At 72.1% G+C, this 20,785-nt stretch carries 17 protein-coding genes; 5 read left to right on the top strand and 12 right to left on the bottom strand.

Features of this window, described 5'->3' with window-relative positions:
* Positions 1 to 83: 83 nt before the first annotated feature.
* The gene (locus H4F70_RS03495) at positions 84 to 1,280 is read right to left on the bottom strand and encodes a DNA polymerase III subunit delta' (protein ID WP_182359046.1); all 1,197 of its coding nucleotides are present in this window, start codon (positions 1,278 to 1,280) and stop codon (positions 84 to 86) included.
* Here H4F70_RS03495 and H4F70_RS03490 point away from each other — a divergent pair.
* The 3 genes from H4F70_RS03490 (at position 1,279) to H4F70_RS03480 (ending at position 5,992) form a co-directional block, all read left to right on the top strand.
* A complete protein-coding gene (locus H4F70_RS03490; RefSeq protein ID WP_182359045.1) occupies positions 1,279 to 2,868 on the top strand; it encodes an adenylate/guanylate cyclase domain-containing protein in 1,590 nt (529 codons plus the stop codon). The two genes, H4F70_RS03495 and H4F70_RS03490, sit on opposite strands and share 2 nt — an antisense overlap.
* Before the next feature lie 55 nt (positions 2,869 to 2,923).
* Positions 2,924 to 4,444: an adenylate/guanylate cyclase domain-containing protein gene (locus H4F70_RS03485; RefSeq protein WP_182359044.1), complete on the top strand. Its 1,521-nt coding sequence runs from the start codon at positions 2,924 to 2,926 to the stop codon at positions 4,442 to 4,444.
* Positions 4,445 to 4,996: 552 nt separating this feature from the next.
* Positions 4,997 to 5,992, top strand: a complete 996-nt coding sequence (locus H4F70_RS03480) for a polysaccharide deacetylase family protein (RefSeq protein WP_308316948.1) — start codon at positions 4,997 to 4,999, stop codon at positions 5,990 to 5,992.
* Between the two features lie 9 nt (positions 5,993 to 6,001).
* Here the strand turns inward: H4F70_RS03480 and topA are convergent, their stop codons facing one another.
* The 3 genes from topA to H4F70_RS03465 form a co-directional block, all read right to left on the bottom strand.
* Complete coding sequence (gene topA, locus H4F70_RS03475; RefSeq protein WP_182359043.1) at positions 6,002 to 8,965, bottom strand: type I DNA topoisomerase; 2,964 nt, start codon at positions 8,963 to 8,965, stop codon at positions 6,002 to 6,004.
* A 181-nt stretch (positions 8,966 to 9,146) separates the two neighbouring features.
* Positions 9,147 to 9,773: a hypothetical protein gene (locus H4F70_RS03470; protein WP_182359042.1), complete on the bottom strand. Its 627-nt coding sequence runs from the start codon at positions 9,771 to 9,773 to the stop codon at positions 9,147 to 9,149.
* A 45-nt stretch (positions 9,774 to 9,818) separates the two neighbouring features.
* Complete coding sequence (locus tag H4F70_RS03465; RefSeq protein WP_182359041.1) at positions 9,819 to 10,319, bottom strand: hypothetical protein; 501 nt, start codon at positions 10,317 to 10,319, stop codon at positions 9,819 to 9,821.
* Positions 10,320 to 10,449: 130 nt separating this feature from the next.
* Between H4F70_RS03465 and H4F70_RS03460 the strand changes: the two genes are divergently transcribed.
* Entirely contained in the window at positions 10,450 to 12,864 is a 2,415-nt protein-coding gene (locus tag H4F70_RS03460) for a DEAD/DEAH box helicase (RefSeq protein WP_182359040.1), read from the top strand.
* A 53-nt stretch (positions 12,865 to 12,917) separates the two neighbouring features.
* Here H4F70_RS03460 and H4F70_RS03455 read toward each other — a convergent pair whose 3' ends face one another.
* The 7 genes from H4F70_RS03455 to ssd form a co-directional block, all read right to left on the bottom strand.
* On the bottom strand, positions 12,918 to 13,214 hold the full coding sequence (locus H4F70_RS03455; RefSeq protein ID WP_235681317.1) for an Rv3654c family TadE-like protein: 297 nt from the start codon (positions 13,212 to 13,214) through the stop codon (positions 12,918 to 12,920).
* Between the two features lie 88 nt (positions 13,215 to 13,302).
* Positions 13,303 to 13,614 carry a TadE family type IV pilus minor pilin gene (locus H4F70_RS03450; RefSeq protein ID WP_182347319.1) on the bottom strand — a complete coding sequence of 104 codons (312 nt, stop codon included), beginning with the start codon at positions 13,612 to 13,614 and terminating at the stop codon, positions 13,303 to 13,305.
* A gap of 104 nt (positions 13,615 to 13,718) precedes the next feature.
* Positions 13,719 to 13,883, bottom strand: a complete 165-nt coding sequence (locus H4F70_RS03445) for a DUF4244 domain-containing protein (protein WP_200172217.1) — start codon at positions 13,881 to 13,883, stop codon at positions 13,719 to 13,721.
* A gap of 313 nt (positions 13,884 to 14,196) precedes the next feature.
* Positions 14,197 to 14,655 (bottom strand): type II secretion system F family protein, encoded by a 459-nt coding sequence (locus H4F70_RS03440; protein ID WP_338064889.1) that lies wholly within the window; start codon positions 14,653 to 14,655, stop codon positions 14,197 to 14,199.
* Between the two features lie 361 nt (positions 14,656 to 15,016).
* Positions 15,017 to 15,505 carry a type II secretion system F family protein gene (locus tag H4F70_RS03435; protein WP_182359039.1) on the bottom strand — a complete coding sequence of 163 codons (489 nt, stop codon included), beginning with the start codon at positions 15,503 to 15,505 and terminating at the stop codon, positions 15,017 to 15,019.
* A gap of 380 nt (positions 15,506 to 15,885) precedes the next feature.
* Positions 15,886 to 17,115, bottom strand: coding sequence for a TadA family conjugal transfer-associated ATPase (locus tag H4F70_RS03430; protein ID WP_182359038.1), 1,230 nt, complete (start codon positions 17,113 to 17,115; stop codon positions 15,886 to 15,888).
* Positions 17,112 to 18,275 carry a septum site-determining protein Ssd gene (ssd, locus tag H4F70_RS03425; RefSeq protein WP_182359037.1) on the bottom strand — a complete coding sequence of 388 codons (1,164 nt, stop codon included), beginning with the start codon at positions 18,273 to 18,275 and terminating at the stop codon, positions 17,112 to 17,114. The genes H4F70_RS03430 and ssd overlap by 4 nt, the downstream gene beginning before the upstream one ends.
* Positions 18,276 to 18,633: 358 nt before the next feature.
* Between ssd and H4F70_RS03420 the strand changes: the two genes are divergently transcribed.
* Positions 18,634 to 19,428, top strand: coding sequence for an HAD family hydrolase (locus tag H4F70_RS03420; protein ID WP_182360144.1), 795 nt, complete (start codon positions 18,634 to 18,636; stop codon positions 19,426 to 19,428).
* 475 nt (positions 19,429 to 19,903) lie between these two features.
* Here the strand turns inward: H4F70_RS03420 and H4F70_RS03415 are convergent, their stop codons facing one another.
* Positions 19,904 to 20,674 carry a Fic family protein gene (locus tag H4F70_RS03415; RefSeq protein WP_182347322.1) on the bottom strand — a complete coding sequence of 257 codons (771 nt, stop codon included), beginning with the start codon at positions 20,672 to 20,674 and terminating at the stop codon, positions 19,904 to 19,906.
* Positions 20,675 to 20,785: the final 111 nt, after the last annotated feature.

The following is a 20,785-nucleotide window of genomic DNA, read 5'->3' as shown; positions in this document are numbered from 1 at the left end:
AGAGCCGCCCGGGGGCTGCCCGGGCGAAGTGAAGTCTAGCGGCACGTCGGCCCGGAACAAAAATCGGGGTACCGCCGTCGCGGTCAGCGCCTGGTGGCCGCCTCGAGACCCGCGATCATCGCGTCCATCGCCACCTGCGGCTTGACGTTCGACGACAGTGCCTCGCGGCATTCGAGCACCGACTCGACCGCCTGCAGCAGCCCCGCCTGCGGAGCCTCGCGTGCGACGGCGCGGGCGTCGTCGGCGAGGTCGGGGTGCAGCGCCGGCACGGACGAACCCATGCTCACCGCCAGCGCGTCCCGGTACAGGCCCACCACGTCCATCAGCGCGCGGTCGAGGGCATCGCGTTGCGACCGGGTGCGCCGGGTCTTCTGCTGCTTCTCCAGGTCCTTGATCAGCCCGGCGGTGCCGCGCATGGTCCCCGCGGTGCCCTTGCCCGTCCCCCCGGCACCCAACGCCGTGCGCAGCTCGTCCAGCTCACGCGCTTCGCGCTCCGCGTTGGCATCCTTGGCCTCGGCCTCGGCCGCGTCCACCAGCTGCTTGCCCAACAGGTAGCCGCCTGCGGGACGCAGCACCGCCGTGGGCAGCCGCAGCGCCTGCAGCCGCCGGTCCTGGGCCGCCTCGTCGCGCGCCAGCCTGCGTGCCCTGCCGACGTGCCCTCCGCTCACCGACGCCGCCCACAGTGCCTGCGCCTCGTCCAATCCGTCGCGCTCGCGGAGCACCTGCGCCACCGCCGCCGTGGGCGGCTGCACCAGCCCCACGTGCCGGCAACGGGAACGGATCGTCACCGACACGTCCTCCGGGTCGGTGGACGGCGCACACAACAGGAACACGGTGCGCTCCGGCGGCTCCTCCACCACCTTGAGCAGCGCGTTCGATGCGCCCTCGGTGAGCCGGTCCGCGTCCTCGACCACCACGATGAGCCAGCGCCCCACGCTGGGCCGCCGGTTGGCCACCTGCACGATGGCACGCATCTCCTTGACGGGGATGCTCAGGCCTTCGGGCACGACGCGACGCACATCGCCGTGCGTGCCCGCCAGCGCGGTGCGGCACGCCGCGCATTCGCCGCAGCCGGGAACCCCCTCCGACGTGCACTGCAGTGCGGCCGCGAACGCGAGCGCGGCGATGGACCTGCCCGACCCGGGGGGACCTGTGAACAGCCACGAATGCGTCATCCCCGATGCGGCGCTCCGCGCCGCATCGGCCGCGGACGCCAGCGTCTCCACAGCCCGATGCTGCCCCACCAGTCGATCGAACACGCTCCCCGCACTCACCACCATGGGCCCCGACATTAGTCTCCCCCGCCGACACGCTGCGACTACGGTGACAATCGTGCGACGCGTATGGCGGCTGGTCCGCTGGCTGGTGAGGACGCCGTGGCCGGTGTATGCCATGACGATGCTCAGCGCCAACGTCGTCGGTGCGCTGCTGGTGTTCCTGTGCATGAAGATCCTCATCCCGGACAGCCCCATCACCACCCCGTCCGCGTTCACACCCGCCTCGGCCGCGCTGTTCTTCGGCTACCTCGCCATCGCGCTCGTCGTCGGCGGCATCGGCGGCATCATGCTCGTGCTCCCCGTCCTGCGGTGGCAGCGCGACAGCATCGAGGACACCCTCAAGGTGCGCCGGCGGGCCATGCGGGTTCCGCTTTACCACGCGATCCTGCACATGTGCATGTGGGCCGGCGGGGTACTGCTGCTGACGCTCATCAACGTCACCACACTCGGCGGCGGCGTGTTGTCCATCGCCGTCGCCGGCGGGCTGGGCGCCGTCACCACGAGCGCCCTCGGATACCTGCAGGCCGAGCGCATCCTGCGTCCCCTCGCCGCGGAGGCCCTGAGCTACGGCGTGATGGAGCAGACCAACGCCCCCGGCGTGTCCCACCGCATCATGCTGGCATGGGCGGTGAGCACAGGCATCCCCGTCGTCGGTATCACGCTCACCGTGGGGGGCCTCAAGCTCGGCGTGCTGCCGTCCGACGCGAGCCGGGTGCTCGACGTGGTCCTCATCGTTTCGCTGATCACCCTGGTCGTCGGAGTCCTCGCGTTCTTCCTCGTCGGCAGCGCCATCGGGGATCCCATCGCGCAGCTGCGCGAGGCGCAGCACCGGGTCCAGGCAGGAGACCTGACCGCCGCGGTGGAGGTGTACGACGGCAGCGACATCGGGCTGCTGCAGGCCGGGTTCAACGACCTCGTGCGCGGCCTCGAGGAACGCCAGCGCATGCGCGACCTCTTCGGCCGGTACGTCGGCGAGGACGTCGCACGCCGGGCACTCGAGCGCGGCACCGAGCTGGGCGGAGCGGAACGCTACGTCGCGGTGCTGTTCGTCGACCTGGTCGGGTCCACCCGGCTCGCCGCCACGGTCGGCGCCGAGGTGGTCGTCATGCTCCTCAACGAGTTCTTCCGCGAGATCGTCGACGCGGTCGGGCATCACGGCGGATTCGTCAACAAGTTCCAGGGCGACGCGGCGCTCGCGGTGTTCGGCGCACCGCTGGAGCACCCCGATCCGGCCGGCGGCGCTCTCGCCGCCGCCCGCGAGCTCCGCGATCGCCTCGACATCGTCGTCGGCGAAGGGGAGTTCGGCATCGGCGTCTCGGCGGGCGTCGCCATCGCCGGACACGTGGGCGCGGCCGCGCGGTTCGAGTTCACAGTGATCGGCGACCCGGTCAACGAGGCGGCCCGGCTCACCGAACTGGCCAAGAACGAGCGATGCGCGGTGCTGGCGTCCGCCACCACCGTCGCCGCCGCCGCGCCCGACGAGATGCAGCGCTGGGTGCCGGGGGAATCCGTGCTGCTCCGGGGGCGTCGGGCGGAGACGCGCCTCAGCCGACCCCGCACCGCCGACGAGCCCCTGGATTCTCCTGCCTGATCCGGCGGTGTGCGAGCGCCCCACACCCGAGAGGCCGGGACGTTAGGTTGACCCCATGGTCCTCGCCCCGTCGACGCGCCCGCGCGCAGTGCTGCCCGCTCTCATCGTCGGCACCACGGCGTCGAACCTCGCGGGGGCCGTCTTCCTGTACCTGCTCATGCGGTACGCCCTCTCGCCTGCCGTGAACGATTTCGCCGCCCGCCGTCTTCCCCTGTTCCTGGGGGTGATCACTGTGTCCGCGGTCCTGTTGATCGCCGGCACGCTGTGGATCGTATGGCCGGTGATCCGATGGCAACGCGCCGCCCTCGCCGCCGCCCCCGGTGCAGGCTCTACCGGGGGCCACGCGCCGCCCGGCGTGCGCCGCAGGGTCATCCGCGTCCCCATCGCGCAGGCGATGCTGGTGGGTGCACTGTGGGTGGTGTGCGGTTTGCCGGTCGTCTGGCAGGGCGCGAACCTCTCCGCCGGCATGGGCAGTGTCGTCACACTCGCCGTCCTTCTCGGCGGCGTCGCCAGCGCCGCGCTCACCTACTTCGAGGCGGAACGCTTCCTGCGGCCGGCCACCACCGCGCTTCTCGACGGCACGATCCTCGCGCAGGTCTTCACGCCCGGAGTGCGGCAGCGCATCCTCACCGCCTGGCTGCTGGGCACCGGGCTTCCCGTCCTGGGAGTCCTCATGGTGGCGGCCGACGTCGGCCTGGCGGACGATGTGGGCCGGCCCGCCGACATCCGCCCTGCGGTCGTCACGTTGGCCGCCGCGGGCCTCGTCCTGGGTGCGTTCACGACGTGGCTGGCCGCCGGCGCCGTCGGCGATCCGATCCGGGCGCTGCAGCACGGCATGCAGCAGGTCCGGCGCGGCGACCTCACCGCCCAGGTCACCGTGTACGACACGACCGAGCTGGGTGAACTGCAGATGGGATTCAACGGCATGGTCGCGGGCCTCGCCGAACGGCGCCGGCTGCGCGAGTTGTTCGGCCGGTTCGTCGGCGAGGACGTGGCACGCCAGGCCCTCGAGCGCGGCACCGACCTGGGCGGCGAGGAACACGAGGTGGCCGTGCTGTTCGTGGACCTCGTCGGATCGACGACGATCACCGACCGGTCCGGCCCCAAGGAGGTCGTCCGGATGCTCAACGCCTTCTTCGACGCCGTGATCCGGGTCGTCGACGCGCACGGCGGGTTCGTCAACAAGTTCCAGGGCGACGCGACGCTCGCGGTGTTCGGCGCCCCCATAGACCACGGCGATTCGTGCACGGCCGCGCTCGCGGCGGCGCGCGAACTGCGCCCCATCCTCACGGACATCGTGGGCCGGACCGGCATGGGCATCGGCGTCTCCGCGGGCACGGCGGTGGCCGGCCACGTCGGCGGGGCGGACCGCATGGAGTACACCGTGATCGGAACGCCGGTCAACGAGGCCGCGCGGCTCACTGAGCTGGCGAAGAACGAGCCGACGCGGACGTTGGCGTCGTCCACCGTGTGGGACGCCGCATCGGCCGACGAGCAGGCACGGTGGGGTGCGGGCCACGCGGTGCTCCTCCGCGGCCGTACCGCGACCACGAGGCTCATGCGTCCGGTGCCGTGACGACCGCACGTCCCGTGCGATTCCCGGTTCGAGCAGTGCGCATTCGGAGGACACGCGGCGGATCGCCTGTGCACCACGGGACTACGCCGTTGTTATAGTCCGGTGCGTGACCGCCGACACAATCCACGACCGTCGTGTCCGTCTGATCCGAAGCTCCGTGCGGTCCAACGTCACTCGCACCGAAGCCACCGGCCGGAGCGGGGTGGACCGTCCGCGGCGCACCACGGCATGCCCGCCTGCCACCGCGTCCCGTCGTCTATGACGGGGCGTCACCACCGCTCCCGCCGTTTCGGCCGTGCGGCACGCGCCCGCTATCGCCGTACCCTCGTGCGCAGGCGGCCCGGCCTGGCCGAATATGCCGCCGTCGGCATGGCCCTCGTCTTGGTGACCGCGACGATCGGCCTGCTCCAGTGGCAGAGCACCGGAAGCAGCAGCGCCGCGGACGACGGCGGCCGGCCGCAGGGGCGGGTCGCCACAGGCTCCGCCGGGACACCGGCACCCCCTGCTGCGCCTCCCTCCTCGCCGCCCGCCCCGCCCCCTACCAATGTGCCGATGACAAGGCTCGCCCCCGGAGAGAAGCCGCCGCAGTTCGTGCTGTTCTCCTTCGACGGCGTCGGAGTCACCCCCAACTGGGACATGTTCCTCGACGCCGCCGAGGCCACCGACGCCCGCTTCACCGCCCTGATGACCGGCCTGTACTTCCTCACCGACGACAACGCGGACCACTACCAGGGCCCCGGTCACGCACCCGGCGAAGCAGCCGTCGCCTTCGGCGGCACCCGCAGCGAGGTGCGCCAGCAGATCCGCTACCTCAACCGCACCTGGCTTGCCGGCCACGAGATGGGCACCCACTACGTCGGCCACTTCTGCGCCGGCGGCGGCTACAACGGCGACCGCTGGACCACGGACGACTGGAACGTCGAGCTGGACGAGTTCTTCTCACTCATGGCCGGCTGGAAACACAACAACGGCCTCGACAACGCCCCCGAGGAACTGCTCTTCGGTCCCGACGAGGTCCGCGGCGGCCGCACCCAATGCCTCGAAGGCCGGCTCGACCAGCTCATCCCCGCGTGGAAGGCCCACGGCATGACCTGGGACTCGTCCATGCCCTCGCCCACCACCGGCATCTCCTGGCCGTACAAAGTGGACGGCATCTGGGAGTTCCCCATCCCCAACGTCTACTCGCCGCCGCTCGGAAAGACCCAGACCGCCCTCGACTACAACTTCTGGTACACGTTCAACCGCGCACGCGACGAGCCGGAAACCGCCCCCGAAGTGCGGCGGATCGTCAAAGACACCTACATGTACATGTACGGACAGGCCAAGGGCGGCAACCGCGCACCGCTCGTGATCGCCAACCACTTCAACGACTGGAACGGCAACGCCTTCAACCCGGCCACCGCCGATTTCATGCGCGAAGTCTGCGACGACCCCGAAACGGTCTGCGCGACGTACTCCGACGTGATCGCATGGATGGAGATGCAGGACCCGGCCGTCCTCGCCCACTGGCAGCAGCTGCCGCCCGTGGCCACCGGCCCGCGCACGTGATCCCGGGGGTCAGTCCGCCGCCTTCTTCGCTGTGGTCTTCTTGGCGGCCGTCTTTTTCGCAGGAGACTTCTTCGCCGCCGTCTTCTTCGCCGCGGTCTTCTTCGCAGGAGACTTCTTGGCGGCCGTCTTCTTGGCGGTCTTCTTCGCCGGCGCCTTCGCGCGCCTGTCCGCCAGCAGCTCGGAAGCCCGGTCGACGGTGACCTCCGCCACCTCGTCGCCCTTGCGCAGGCTCGCGTTCACCTCGCCGTCCGTGACGTACGGGCCGAACCGCCCGTCCTTGATCACCATCGCCTTGCCGGTGGACGGGTCGTCGCCCAGCTCGCGCAGCGGCGGCTTCGCGGCCTGGCGGCCCCGCCGCTTGGGCTCGGCGTAGATCTTGAGGGCCTCGTCGAGGGTGATCGAGAAGATCTGGTCCTCCGTCGCCAGCGACCGGGAATCGGTGCCCTTTTTCATGTAGGGGCCGTACCGGCCGTTCTGGCTGGTGATCTCCTCACCGGATTCCGGGTCGACGCCCACCACGCGCGGCAGCGACAGCAGCGTGAGGGCGTCATCGAGCGTGAGCGACGACAACTCCATCGATTTGAACAGCGATGCGGTGCGCGGCTTGGGTCCTGCCGCCTTCTTCGCCGTCTTCTTCGCGGGCGCCTTCTTGGCCGCGGCCTTGGCGGGCGCCTTCTTGGCCGCGGCCTTGGCGGGCGCCTCCTTGGCCTCCGGCTCCACAACTCCGGCACCCGCTGCGTCGGCGTCGGGCTTCGGCTCGGGCAGCACCTCCGTCACGTACGGGCCGAACCTGCCCTCCTTTGCCAGGATGCGGTGGCCGGTGGCGGGGTCCACGCCGAGCTCGCGCCCCTCCTGCGGTGTGGCGAAGAGCTTCTCGGCCACCTCGACGCTGAGCTCGTCCGGTGAGATCGAGTCGGTGAGGTTGGCGCGCTGCGACGTCGGCTCACCGTCGTCGCCGATGACGGTGCGTTCGAGGTACGGCCCGTACCGTCCGACGCGCACGAACACCGGCCGGCCCTCCGCGTCGTCGAACACGCGGATCGAGTTGACCTCACGCGCGTCGATGTCTTCGAGGTTGCCGCCCACCAGCTGCTTGAGCCCACCCGAGCCGGACAGCGTGCCCGCCGGGTCCGATGCATTGCCGAAGTAGAAGTCCGTGAGCCAGTCGATCCGGCTCTGGGCCCCGGCGGCGATCTCGTCGAGCTCGTTCTCCATGGACGCGGTGAAGTCGAAGTCCACCAGCCGCCCGAAGTGCGCTTCGAGCAGCCCGATGACGGCGAACGCGACCCACGCGGGCACCAACGCGCTGCCTCGCTTGTAGACGTACCCGCGGTCCTGGATGGTTTTGATGATCGACGCATAGGTGGACGGGCGGCCGATGCCGAGCTCCTCGAGCGCCTTGACCAGGCTGGCCTCGGTGTAGCGGGACGGCGGCGTGGTGGAGTGCCCGTCCGGCCGGAGCTCGGTGGCGGTCACGCCCTGTCCCTCCGACAGGTACGGCAGCCGGCGCTCGGCGTCGTCGGCCTCGCCGCCCTCGAGGGCGTCCACCGTCTCCACGTACGCCTTGAGGAAGCCGGGGAAGGTGATCGTGCGCCCGGATGCGGAGAACACGCACTGCTCGCCGCTGCGCGCGGTGCCGGCGATCTTCAGGCTCAGCGTGACGCCCCGGGCGTCGGACATCTGCGAGGCCACGGTGCGCTGCCAGATCAGCTCGTAGAGCCGGAACTCGTCGCCGTCGAGCCGGCCGTGCAGCTCTCCCGGCGTCTTGAACTGGTCACCCGCGGGGCGGATGGCCTCGTGCGCCTCCTGCGCGTTCTTGACTTTGCGGGTGTACTGCCGCGGGCTGGAGTGCACGTACTCCGGCCCGTACAGCTCGCCGGCCTGCTCCCGCGCGGCCCGGATCGCCGACTCGCTGAGCGTGGTCGAGTCGGTACGCATGTAGGTGATGTGGCCGTTCTCGTACAGCTTCTGCGCCACGCGCATGGTGCGCTCGGCCGAGAACCGCAGCTTGCGCCCGGCCTCCTGCTGCAGGGTGGAGGTCATGAACGGAGCGTAGGGGCGACGGGTGTAGGGCTTCTCCTCCGCCGAGGACACGGTCAGGTCGGTGCCCCGCAGCGACTCGGTGAGCGCGTGGGCGCGGGCCTCGTCGACCAGGGTGACCTCGACGTTGCCGGGCTTGGCCGCCTTGAGCCGCCCGTCCTGGCCGAAGTCGCGCCCCGTGGCCACCCGCTTGCCGTCGATCGACTGCAGCTTGGCTCCGAACGACCGCGGTGCGGCATCGGCACCCGCGTCGAGCGTGGCGGCGATGTCCCAATAATCGGCGGCGGTGAACGCCATCCGCTCACGTTCACGCTGGACGATGATGCGCGTTGCCACCGACTGCACACGGCCGGCGGAGAGCTTGGGCATCACCTTCTTCCACAGCACCGGCGAGACCTCGTAGCCGTACAGGCGGTCGAGGATCCGCCGCGTCTCCTGCGCGTCCACCAGGTCCTGGTCCAGGTCGCGAGGGTTCTCGGCCGCCGCGAGGATCGCGGGCTTGGTGATCTCATGGAACACCATGCGCTTGACGGGCACCTTGGGCTTGAGCGCCTCGAGCAGATGCCACGCGATCGCCTCGCCCTCGCGGTCGCCGTCTGTGGCGAGGTAGAGCTCGTCGACATCCTTGAGCAGAGACTTCAGCTCGGTGACGGTGGACTTCTTGTCCGGGCTCACCACGTAGAGCGGCTCGAAGTCATGGTCGACGTTGACGCCGAGGCGCGCCCACTTCTCCCCCTTGTACTTGGCGGGGACGTCCGCGGCGCCGCGCGGAAGGTCGCGAATGTGGCCGCGAGACGATTCGACGACGTAACCGGAACCCAAGTAGTTGGCGATGGTCCGGGCCTTGGCCGGAGACTCGACGATCACGAGCCGGCGCGTGACCGCGTCGCCCGATCCGTTCTTCGCACCGGAGCCCTGCTTCGTGCTTGCCACCTGCTGACCAAACCCTTTCCGCGTCGCGCCGCCCGAATCGGCGCACCGAAGCCGCCGCTATCGGAACACGACCATACTCAGCAACCGTCGGCCGTGTGCAAGGCCGACCGCCGATGCGCCCGTCCGTCATCGCCACCAGACTTGCACACCCGGCACGGGCACGTCTCACCGTCGGTTCCGATCATTCCGGCGGCCACGCGTCGGGCGGGCCGTCCTGCGGCGGCTCGCCGATGTTCTCGCGAAGCCGCGAGAGCCGGCGCCGACCCGTCACCCGCACGGCAGGCCCGCCGCCGCGCGGGCCGATCACGGTGACGGCGATCCCGGCGCCCGCGAGCGCCGCGGCCAACGGTTGGTGCGTCTGCTCGGCATGCGGATCGAGGCCCAGCAGGTAATGCCCGTCCACCGCCCGCCCGGCGGCGAGGGACCATGCTCGCAGTGCTCGCGCCGAGGGGACCCACCCGTCGGGGACGCGTTTGATCGCGCCGCGCTGCCACGCCCTGGCGAGCGGCAGCAGTTCCGGCGCGGGAGCCGTGCGCACAAGCGGGCGCCCCTCATCCGTTTCGAGGATCTCCGCCGTTCCAAGAATCTCCGCCGCCTCGAGGGCCTCGACCGCCTGCGGGTGTCCTGCCCGCAGTGCCTGCTGCATCATCTGCAGGACGGCGCGGGCACGCCACGGGGCGTCGACGATGATGGAGACACGGGCGCCCGCGCCGGTCACCACCGCGTGCCCGCCCGCGGCGAGCAGCCCGGCAAGGTCGGACGGCGCGGGTTCCTCGGACTCCGCCGCGAAGAGGGACAGCTGGTGCACCCGCGAATAGTAGCGTCGCACACCGCTGTGCCGCGCCGGTCCCGGTCAGGACATCCCGGTGAACAGGCTCGCGAGCGTCGCGATGAGGTCGTCGAACGGATTGCCGTCGGCGCTTCTGCTCCCGGCGGGCGCGTCCGTGGCCCCGGACGACTGCGCGCTGCCCGTGTCCGGCAGCGGCGGTGCGCTGCCCGACGAGTCGGGCGCCGCGCTGCCGGAGCTTCCCGGCACGGCGCTGCCGAGCTGCTCCATCAGACTGCCCGCCGGCAGCACCACCGAACCCAGCGAACCGGCGAGGCTGCCCACCGGCAACAGCAGGCTCCCCAGCGGTGCGGCCAGGCTGGCGACCGGCGCGACGGCACTGCCCAGCGACGACTGCAGCGAGCCCAGGTCCGGCATCGCCGACTGCGACGACCCCGCGTCGATGATGCTGCCGAGGGGACTGTTGTTCTGCGGTGCCGCCGAGGCCACCGCCGGCAGCGCCAGCGCCGCAACGGCAGCGAGCGCGGCGCCGCCTGCGACGGCGCTGCGAGTACGGGTGATACTCATGGGGACCTCCATGCAAGCGACGTTCCGGCGACGCGACCGTCGATCCGGATCGTGTGATTGATGTGACCAATGTTGCTCATGTGACTGTCATCTCAAGGCGGATAGTACAGAGGCGTCGATCACACGGTCAATGGAACGAAATATTCGTAGCGGCGACGGGGAAGGCGGCAGGGTGACGGCGACGAACTTCGGACGCGAACTGCTCGACCACGTACTCGCGGGCGCCGCGGCGCCGGAGGTGCTCACCCATGCGGTCGACCTCCCCGGGCGCGAGGCCCGTCATGCCTCCTGGCCGCAGTGGGCGCACCCCGACGTCGTCGCGGCGCTGCAGGCCACCGGCATCCCGCGGCCATGGCAGCACCAGGCGGCAGTGGCCGAGCACGCGTTCGCGGGCCGGCACGTCGTGGTGTCCACGGGCACGGCGTCGGGAAAGTCGCTGGGGTATCACCTGCCCGTCCTCAGCGCGCTGTATGCCGACCCGCGGGCGACCGCGCTGTATCTCTCCCCCACCAAGGCACTCGGCGCCGACCAGTTGCGGTCGGTGCGCGCCTTGTGCGGGGAGATCGAGTCGGCGGCCCCCGGCGCCGCACCCGCCGCGTCCCCCGCTTCCCCTGTCGCGCCCGTTGCACCCGTCAACCCCGCCCCGTACGACGGCGACACCCCCCGCGAGGTCCGCGAGTGGGTGCGCGCGCATTCGCGGTGGGTGTTCACCAATCCGGACATGCTGCACCTCGGCCTGCTCGGCGGGCACGCCCGGTGGAGCCCGTTCTTCCGTCGCCTCCGCTTCGTCGTCATCGACGAGTGCCACTCCTATCGCGGCGTGTTCGGATCGAATGTCGCGCTCATCGTGCGGCGGCTCCGGCGCCTGTGCGCACGGTTCGGTTCGGCGCCGGTGTTCGTGCTCGCCAGCGCCACCACGTCGCAACCCGGCGCGGCGGCGTCGCGGCTGGTGGGCGCCGACGTCGTCGAGGTCACCGACGACGCATCGCCGCACGGTCCACGGACCGTCGCCCTGTGGGAGCCGCCGCTGCTGCCGGAGGTCACCGGCGAGAACGGGGCCCCGGTCCGGAGGTCGGCGGGCGCGGAGGCGGCGCGCATCATGGCCGACCTCGTGGTGGAGGGCGCGCGCACGCTCACCTTCGTCCGGTCGCGGCGCGGCGCCGAGATCACCGCCCTCACCGCGGCCGGCCTCGCCGGCGATGCGGTCCCCGAGCTCGCCGACCGCATCGCCGCCTACCGCGCCGGGTACCTCGCCGACGACAGGCGTGCGCTGGAGGCCGCGCTGGCCGACGGCGCGCTTCTCGGCGTGGCGACGACGAACGCGCTGGAGCTCGGGGTCGATATCGCGGGCCTCGACGCGGTCGTGGTGGCCGGGTACCCGGGGACGGTCGCGTCGTTCTGGCAGCAGGCGGGCCGGGCGGGCCGCCGCGGGGAGGGGTCGCTGGTGGTCCTGGTGGCCCGCGGCGATCCGCTGGACACCTACTTGGTGCATCACCCCCAGGCGCTGCTCGAGCGGCCTGTCGAAGCCACCGTCACCGACCCGGCCAACCCGTACGTGCTGGGCCCGCAGTTGCTGTGCGCGGCGGTGGAATCGTCGCTGACCGCGGCGGAGGTCGCCGAGCTGGGAGCCGACGAGGTGGTCGCGGCCCTGGTCGACGACGGCCTGCTGCGCCGCCGCCGCGACGGCTGGTACCCCACCGCCGACGTCCGGCCCCACGGCGAGGTCGACATCCGCGGATCCGGCGGGCGCGAGGTCGCGATCGTCGACGCGGAGACCGGCAGGCTGCTCGGCACGGTGGACTCCGGGCGCGCGCCCGCGACGATCCATCCCGGGGCCGTGCACATCCACCAGGGCGAGTCCTTCGTCGTCGACGAGCTGGACCTGGACGACGGGGTCGCCCTGGTGCACGCCGAGGAGCCGGATTGGACCACCCATGCACGCGAGGACACCTCCATCGAGATCACCGAGGTGCACGCGCGGGAATCCTTCGGTGCAGTGACGGTGGCTTCCGTTTCCGTGGAGGTGACCCACCAGGTGGTGGGGTTCCTGCGCACCCTGCACAGCGGGGAGGTGCTCGATCAGGTGGACCTCGACATGCCGCCGGGCGTGCTCCCCACCCGCGCGGTCATGTACACCGTGACGCCGGAGCTGCTGGCGGACGCCGGCCTGGCGGAGGCCGACTTCCCCGGCGCTCTGCACGCCGCCGAGCACGCCGCGATCGGTCTGCTGCCGCTCGTCGCCACGTGCGACAGGTGGGACATCGGCGGGGTGTCGACGGCGCTGCACGCCGACACCGGGTTGCCGACGGTGTTCGTCTACGACGGGCACCCGGGCGGCGCCGGGTTCGCCGACCGGGGGCACGCCGAGCTGGAACGCTGGCTACGCGCCACGCACGACGCCGTCGCGGCCTGCGAGTGCGCCTCCGGCTGCCCGTCGTGCATCCAGTCGCCCAAGTGCGGCAACGGCAACGAGCCGCTGTCCAAGGCCGGGGCCGTCGCGCTGCTGCAGGCAGTGCTGGGAGAGCTGGGCCACCGGCAGCGGTAGGCCAGGGTGTCGGTGCCGGCACGAACACGGATGCATACGCAGACGCCGATGGGTCACCGCGCGCCCCCGCCGAGCGGCCGGTCGACGCTCCAGCCGCCGCGCGCCACCGCCTCGGCATCCGAAGGGCCCGGCAGTCCGCGCAGCGGAAGCGGCGCCGTCGCGTGCACCAGGACCGTCCGCCCGTCGACCGTGCACGCGGAGACCCGTGCACCGTTGCGCCCCGCCACCGTGCGAGCGGCCGCGCATGCGCCGCCGCCGTCCGCCAGGGCCGTCGCCGCTGCGAGCGCGGCCAGGTCCGCCGCCGCTGCGCCCGATGCCGGGCCACCATGGCCCCTCCCACCTGCACGCACAGCACGGTGAACGTGAGCAGGGCCAGCATGCCGAACGCCGCGAACACCGTGGCCGACCCGGCGTCCCCGTGCGCACGACGCCCAGCGGTCATCCTGCGTCGCTCCCGGGTTCGACCACGGCTGCCGACGTCGCGGACAGCGACATCGGCAGCACCGGCGCATCCACGGACACGACCGCGACGACCATCCCCTCGGACGTCGTCACGTCGATCCGCGCATCGGGAAGCATCCGGCGCCCCGCGTCCACGGCGCGACCGTCCGCCCGCGCGGCGAGCCGCGCCACTTCGCGCGCCGCGTCCACGCAGCGCACTTGCGTGACCACCGTCATCACCGCCGCCGCGCAGGCGGCGACCACCAGCACGAGCGCGGCCAGCGCGATCGCGGCTTCCACGGTGGCCATACCGCTCTCGCCGCCCGGACCGTGGCGGCCACGCCGGCGCGGGCCCCGCCTGCGGGCGGGGAGGCGCGCCGCAGTGGACGCGCTTCCCCGCCGGACGATGCCTCTCACACGCTGGTGGCGAGCGCGTCGTCGATGATCCCGGTCAGCGCGGAGACGATGTCGTCGCCGGTGACCACCTGGTAGAGCACCGCGCCGAAGGCGGCGGCGGCGATCGTTCCGATCGCGTACTCGACGGTGCTCATCCCGTCGTCCCCGGCCGCCGCGAGCATCAGCCGCAGCCGCACCTCGTCGGTCACGTCGCGCGCCTTGCCCACAGCGGTGCGCACCAGCCCGCGCATCGCGCGCTCATCGCCTCCGCCGGGGCCGACGCAGCCGCACTGCGCCTCCTCGTCGTAGACCTGGTCCCCCGGCGGCACCCCCTCCTCCGGTGCTTCGTCGATCACCACTCCGGTCGTGACTGCCATCGATCTCCCCTCCCGCGATAGTCCGCTTCCTGTTTCCCGCCGGCGCAACGCATCCGGCGGAAGTCTTTGCCGCTACGCGTTCCGCGTGCAGCCGCGTCGCACGCTGTCGCCCGGGCGCTCACCCCGCACCCGGTCCCCCGCCGAGGATGTCGCCGGCGAGCCCGACGATCACCGGCGCGATGCCGAGACACACGAACGCCGGCAGGAAGCAGACGCCCAACGGCCCCGCGATCGCGACGCCCGCCTTCTCCGCCGATGCCACCGCCGTGTCGGCGGCGCGCGCACGAAACGCCTCCGCCAGCCGCCCGGCCTCGCCAGCCAGCGAGGACCCCGAATCCGCGCTCCGCCGTGCCAGCCTGGCCAACGGTTCCAAGCCCGGTTCCCCGGCGAGCACCTCCCACGCGTCGGTGGGGTCGCCGCCCAGCGCGAGCAGGTCGGCGACCCGGCGCAGCGCGACCCCCAACCGCGGCGCCGCCCCGGTCGGTGCGGCGGGCGCAACGGTGCGGCGATCCCCCTCGGCATCGTGCGGCGGCCCCGGATCGCACACCTGTGCTGCGGCGACGGCGGCGTCCGGCACCGCGAGGCCGGCTTGCAAGCAGGCGGCCAGCAATCGAGGGCCCCCGCCACCGCCAGCGGGTCGTCGGGGACCGCGCGCCCCGCCCACCGCCGTGCTCCCCACATTCCCGCCGCGGTAAGCGCCGCGCCGACGCAGACGCCGAGGGCCCCGCCCGACACCGCTGCGACCGCCGCGCCGCCGGCCAGCGCAAGCAGATCCTCACGCCGCAGCTTGGCCGTGCCCAGGGCGGCGAGAGCCCGCAGACTTCCCTGTTCCGCGGCGCCGGCCGCCGGCTTCGGCCGAGGCACGACCGCCCGAAGCCGGCTCGCATGGCCCGGGAGGACGGCGAGCACGCCCAGCAACAGCAGCGGCACCCACAGGCTCACCGGGCGGTCCCCGACATGATCCGCTCCGCCCACACCAGCCCGGCACAATCGAGCAGCACCCCCGCGACGAGCAGAAACCCCCCGGCGCCGCCGCCGGTGAGCACCGCCAGCGGGGCCGCGCCCATCAGGTGTCCGAAACCGACTCCCACCACCGGCAACGCCGCGAGGATCGTGGCGGTGGATCGGGCGCCCGCCAGCCCGGATTCCGCCCGTCGCCGGAATGACACCCGCACGGCCAGATCCGCGCGCGCCGCATCGAGGAGGCCACCCAGCGCGATGCCGCGGCGTTCCGCGACCGCCCACACCACGGCGATCCGCCGCCAATCGGCGTCCGGACCACAGGCTTCCGCGTTCCGGCCGCCCGCCGGCCAGGACTGGCCGGTGCGTCGTGCCCCGGCCGTCGCCCCGTCCCCGGCGGCCAGCACGCGTGAGATCGCTCCGCCGAGCTGCGCCTGCGCCGCCGCCCTGGCGAGGCGCCCGGACACCGCCCCCCTCCGTGCATGCAGCGCCGCCACCGCACACGCCCGGCCGGGGTGCGCGCCCCACGCGCAACTCGGCGACGACGATCTCGAGCGCCGAGGCCAGCTCAGCGGCCGCAGCACGGCCCCGTGCCACGGCCGCACGCCGCGACCGCAGATGCATGATGGTCGCCGTTCCCATGACGATGCACACCGCGGACGCCGCACCCCACAGCACGACCGCGGCGACGGCGGACACCACGGCGCAGGCGACGATGATCCGCCGACCGCCCGCGGCGGGCCGGGTACTCCGGCCCCAGGCACGCAGCCGCTGCAGCGACGGCGGCCCCGGCGCAATCCACAAGGCGAGGCCCAGGAGTGCCGCCACCGCGGCGCCCGCGTCCACCTCACGCACCCCCCTTCAGCCCGGTGTCCACACGGGTCCCCTCCCGCCCCAACAGTTCCCGTAGCCGGCCGATGCCCTCGCGCAGCCCTTCCCCGCTCCACGCGGGCACCACCTCGCAGCCGCCGGGACCGTGCCGGAGCACCGCGATCTCGGCCAGCTCGCGGCGGCCGTCCGCGGCACGCCGCACGTGCAGCACCACCTGGACCGCCGCGTACAGCTGACGGTGCAGGCCGGGGCTGCCGGCATGGGCGCCGTCTCCGGCGGTGGCCGCGAGTGCCTCGATCCGCGCCGGCACTTCGCGCGGGGAGTTGGCGTGCACGGTGCACGCACCGCCTTCGTGTCCCGTGTTCAGCGCGGCCAGCATGTCGAGCACTTCCGGCCCGCGCACCTCGCCGACGACGATCCTGTCAGGGCGCATCCGCAGTGCCTGACGCACCAGGTCGCGCAGGGTGATGGCGCCGGCGCCTTCCGCGTTGGCCGGGCGCGCGACCAGATTCACCACGTGCGGGTGGCGCGGCGCGAGTTCCGGGGCGTCCTCGACGCACACGATCCGCTGGGCCGGATCCACCTCGCCGAGCAGCGCCGACGTCATCGTCGTCTTGCCGCACCCGGTGCCGCCCGCGACGAGGAAGGACAGCCGCGCCCCGACGATCCGCCGCAGCAGATGCAGGGCCTCGGGCGCAATCGAGCCGCCCGCCGCGAGCGCGTCGAGGCTCTGCACGGCAGGCCGGAGCACCCGCAGCGACAGGGCGGTGCCGTGGCGCGCCACCGGCGACAGCACGGCGTGGACGCGGATCATGTGGGGGCCTCCATCGACGGCTTCCAGGTGTGCGTCGACCCAGGGTTGCGCATCGTCGAGCCGCCGTCCCGCCGCCAGCGCAAGCCGCTGGGCGAGCCTGCGCACCGCAGCCTCGTCCGCGAAACGCACCGCCGTCCGTTGCAGCCCGCCTCCCCTGTCCACCCACACCTCGTCCGGGGCGTTGACCAGCACGTCGGACACGTCCGGGGCGGCGAGAAGTGGGGCCAGGGGTCCGCCGCCCACCAGTTCGGTCTCCAGCTCGCGCAGCGCCTGCAGCATGTCCGCGTCGCCGATGACGCCCTGCGCTTCCGCGCGGACGGCCGCCGCCACAGCCGCCGGCGCCGGCACTCCGGCCGACCCGGCGAGACGCTCACGCACGCGCGCGAGCAGCGGCCCGTCCACCACCGCGGCGACCGCCGATTCGCCCGTCATGCCGTGCCCGCCTGCGGGCGCCGTGCGTGGAGGCGGTGGACCGCCCGCGCCGTGTCCGCCAACGGCGACCTGCGCGAGAGCGTCAGGCCCCCGCGTTCGAGCGCCTTGGCAATACGTGGCTCCGGGCGCATAGACGCCAGCAGCGGCAGCCCCAACGCCGCCTCCACGTCGCCGCCGCGCAGGCCGCCGGGCGACGGCCCCCGCACCACCAGCGCGATGTCGTCGGTGTGCCGACGGACCCACGCGGAGCATCGGACCGCCGACGCACAGGCCGGAACGTCCGCCGCGACAACGAGAACCGTCAGATCGGCCGTCTCGATCGCCGCCTCGGTGGCTTCGGACCGCTGATGCGACGCATCGCAGACCACCGTCATCCCCCCGTCGTGGCCGGAACGGAGCACCGACCGCACGGCGCCTGCCCGCAGCGCTTTCCACGGCACGTCCGCGGTGGCCGACGGGGGCGACGAGGACAGGACCGTCGTCGCTTCGCGGCGAGGAAGCGCACGGTGCAACGCTTCCGGGTCGACACGGCCGTCCTGCACCCGCAACTCCGGCCAGCGCAGGCCCTCGTCCCGTTCGAGCCCCAGCAGAAGGTCCAGGCCCGGACCGTCCGGATCGAGGTCCACGAGCAGTGTCGGCGTATCAGCGGTGAGCGCGAGCGCGGAGGCGAGGACCGACGCGCCGGCGCCGCCGTGCCCTGAAACGACGGTGATAACGCCACCGTCGCCGGGCCGCCCGTCGACCGCATGACGGTTGAGCGCTGCCAGCAAGGCGTGCTCGTCGGCCGGCAGTTCGAGGACGTCCTCCGCCCCGATCCGCACCGCGCGCTGCCACAAGCGCGCATCGGCTGCACCCGAGGGTGCCACGACCAGCACCGCCCGACGTCGTGGAAGCCCGGCACGCTCACACGCCGCGGCCGCATCGCCGTCGAGGACGATGATCGGGCAGCGGCCCCACTCTGCCTCCGTGGGTGGCGCAACCGACTGCTCGTCCGACAGCCCCCGGCCGCCATCCTGCGCACCGGGCCGGGACAACCCCACCCCGGACGCCGCAGCGGCCCGCTCCACCTCCACCCGCAACTCTGTGCTCGCCACCCACACCCCGACCGCGTGCGTCGCTGCTGCTGCCACCATCACGCCCCCTGCCGTCTGCTTCCGCATCGAGGACGACTTTGCCGGACCCCCGCCCACCACCGGCTCCGATGAGGATCGCGCGACCTGGCGATATGCAGAAACCTGTGGAGAATCCGGGCCTGTGGACAACTCCCGAATGCGACAGCTCCCGCGGAGTCGCACCGCACAACCCGGCCACGACATGGAACGGCCCCCACCAGGGGGGAGTGAGTGGGGGCCGTTGCGTCCAGCCCCGGGGGGTTGGGCTGAAGGCACTCGGCTTGGCCGAGCATCTTCATGCTACACCCGTGCGACGCGACGACGGCGGAAATTCTCATGAGCGACTTCACCGTGTCGTCGGCCCTATCCTGTGAGTGTGTCCGCGCAACCTGATCCTTCAGTGGCAATGCCGCCGCGGCGGGTCGCCGCTTTCTTCGATCTGGACAAGACCCTGATCGCCAAGTCGAGCACGCTCGCGTTCAGCCGCCCGTTCTTCGATGAGGGTCTGCTGAATCGCCGCGCCGTACTCAAGAGCAGCTACGCACAGTTCCTGTTTCTGCTCTCCGGCGCCGACGCCGACCAGATCGACCGCATGCGACGGCACATCACGGCAATGTGCGCGGGGTGGGACGTCGAGCAGATCCGGTCCATCGTCGACGAGACTCTCGACGACATCGTCACCCCGCTCGTGTTCGCCGAGGCGGCCGAGCTGATCGCCGACCACACCGCACTGGGCCACGACGTGGTCGTCGTCTCCGCCTCCGGCGAGGAGGTCGTCGCGCCGATCGCCGCCGCACTGGGCGCCGACCACAGCGTGGCCACCCGCATGGAGGTCAGCGAGGGGAAGTACACCGGCGAGGTCGACTTCTATTGTTTCGGCACCGGCAAGGTGGAGGCGATCCGTCGGCTCGCCGAACAGCACGGGTACGACCTGTCCCGGTCCCACGCGTACTCCGATTCGAGCACCGATCTGCCGATGCTCGAGTGCGTCGGCAATCCCACCGCGGTCAATCCCGATCGGAAACTGCGGAAGGCCGCGGCCGAGCGGGGGTGGCCTGTCCTGACTTTCGTCGATGCCGTCGCGATCCGGCGGGGGCGCAGGCGGCGCGGATCGCCGTACGCCGTGGCCGGAGCCGCCGCAGGCTTGAGCGCGGTGACGGCGGGCGCCGTCGCCTTCAAGCTGCTGCGAAGCAAACGCTGACCGCCGGCCGGCGGCGACCGGAAAGGATTTCGATCAGTCAGCTCAACACACGATCGACGTCGACATTATCGCTGATGAGACAGTATTTCTCCACCGTTAGGAACTTCGTCGGAACCCCTTGCAACAGCAGCGCATAGGGGGTAGAAAGAAGTCACGGAAGCACAGCAGGCCAAGGTCGATCCAGAAGAGAAGGGTCGCTCTCCCGGTTGTTGTTTCCCAACATGGACAACCAGACTCACCACGCAGAGCACGCCGCAGGAGGCAAAAGCGTTGTGGGCCTGCGTAATTGTTCCGGATTAGCTGGGTTGCTGGTCTCTTTGGGTAGGGGCCCCCACGCAGCCGGAGCCAATGCGCCGAGGCCACCCACACAACCCATTGATGCACGCATGGCAACTGGCAGTCTGTGTTAGCGGGCGACGGCACTCGATAGTTGGGTGATGCCGTCGCCCGCTTCATGTCCGCACAAGGGAATTCTCTATCCCGAATGCGCTTCGGCGATTTTCACGGCCTCGTGTCCGCCTGTTTCCAATGCCGCGCAGCAGGTGATGATCCACCCTGCGACGCCCTCCGCGGTTCCCGCGGCGTACCCGTCGGCGGCTTGCCGATAGGCGTTGCGCCGCTTGAGCCAGTAAGCCTCCGGCACGCCCAGATTGTGCGGGTCGAGTCCCGTCGCGGTGCACGTGAGCCGCGACGCCGCGCGCGCGACGATGCCGTCTGCGGTTCCGAAGGGCCGGAGCGTGAGCAGCTCTCCGTGGACGACGGCCGCCAGCAGCGGCGCGGCGACACTCGTACCGCCGGTGGCGAGCTCGGCCAGCGCGTCGAGGCGCTCGCTGATCCCCGGCGTCGCGCGGGGGCGTCCCAGTGCATCGGGATCGTCGACGACGCCGGCCGCCGCGACTGTGTGGAGGCGGGCTATCACCTGCAGCGGCGCCCGTTCCCACGTGCCGAGGGTGTTGGTGAGTGCGTCCCCGTCGAGCATGGCGGACACGCGAAGGGCTCCCGCGAGGAGCGGATCGGTGATGTCCCCGTCTTCGGGCAACGCGATGGATGCACCGTCGAGGGCCGCCGAGTTGCGGGCGGCCCGCAGCGAGGCCTCCGTCGCAGATGTCGGCCAGCCGCGACGGTTGGCCTTGTGCCGGTGCGCCTCTTCGAGCGCCGCACGTGCCCGGTCCGCAGCGTCGGCGACTCCGGGGAGCGCCGCCAGCGGGGCGAGGGGGTCGGGCGCAGAGTGTCGACTCGTTGTCACAGCCGCAGGTTACCGTCCGTCCGTTCACGGGCCGGCCGGTGCCGACCCTGTTTTCTTCTGGGGGTCTGGCGCGCACGCAGCGACGCCCCGCGGCGAACTGCCGCGGGGCGT

This window comes from Tomitella gaofuii (assembly GCF_014126825.1).
Classification (GTDB): domain Bacteria; phylum Actinomycetota; class Actinomycetes; order Mycobacteriales; family Mycobacteriaceae; genus Tomitella; species Tomitella gaofuii.
The sequence above is the reverse complement of the archived record's forward strand: the minus strand, read 5'-3'. Positions and strand labels throughout refer to the sequence as shown.

Coding starts and splice junctions, on each gene's coding strand:
- H4F70_RS03465 (WP_182359041.1), bottom strand. CDS start 10,319: ATGAGTATCACCCGTACTCGCAGCGCCGTCGCAGGCGGCGCCGCGCTC.
- H4F70_RS03450 (WP_182347319.1), bottom strand. CDS start 13,614: ATGGCCACCGTGGAAGCCGCGATCGCGCTGGCCGCGCTCGTGCTGGTG.
- H4F70_RS03445 (WP_200172217.1), bottom strand. CDS start 13,883: ATGCTCGCGGCGGCCGGGGACGACGGGATGAGCACCGTCGAGTACGCG.
- H4F70_RS03485 (WP_182359044.1), top strand. CDS start 2,924: ATGGTCCTCGCCCCGTCGACGCGCCCGCGCGCAGTGCTGCCCGCTCTC.
- ssd (WP_182359037.1), bottom strand. CDS start 18,275: ATGCGGAAGCAGACGGCAGGGGGCGTGATGGTGGCAGCAGCAGCGACG.
- H4F70_RS03430 (WP_182359038.1), bottom strand. CDS start 17,115: ATGACGGGCGAATCGGCGGTCGCCGCGGTGGTGGACGGGCCGCTGCTC.
- H4F70_RS03460 (WP_182359040.1), top strand. CDS start 10,450: ATGGAACGAAATATTCGTAGCGGCGACGGGGAAGGCGGCAGGGTGACG.
- H4F70_RS03420 (WP_182360144.1), top strand. CDS start 18,634: ATGCCGCCGCGGCGGGTCGCCGCTTTCTTCGATCTGGACAAGACCCTG.
- H4F70_RS03480 (WP_308316948.1), top strand. CDS start 4,997: ATGACAAGGCTCGCCCCCGGAGAGAAGCCGCCGCAGTTCGTGCTGTTC.
- H4F70_RS03495 (WP_182359046.1), bottom strand. CDS start 1,280: ATGGTGGTGAGTGCGGGGAGCGTGTTCGATCGACTGGTGGGGCAGCAT.
- H4F70_RS03490 (WP_182359045.1), top strand. CDS start 1,279: ATGGGCCCCGACATTAGTCTCCCCCGCCGACACGCTGCGACTACGGTG.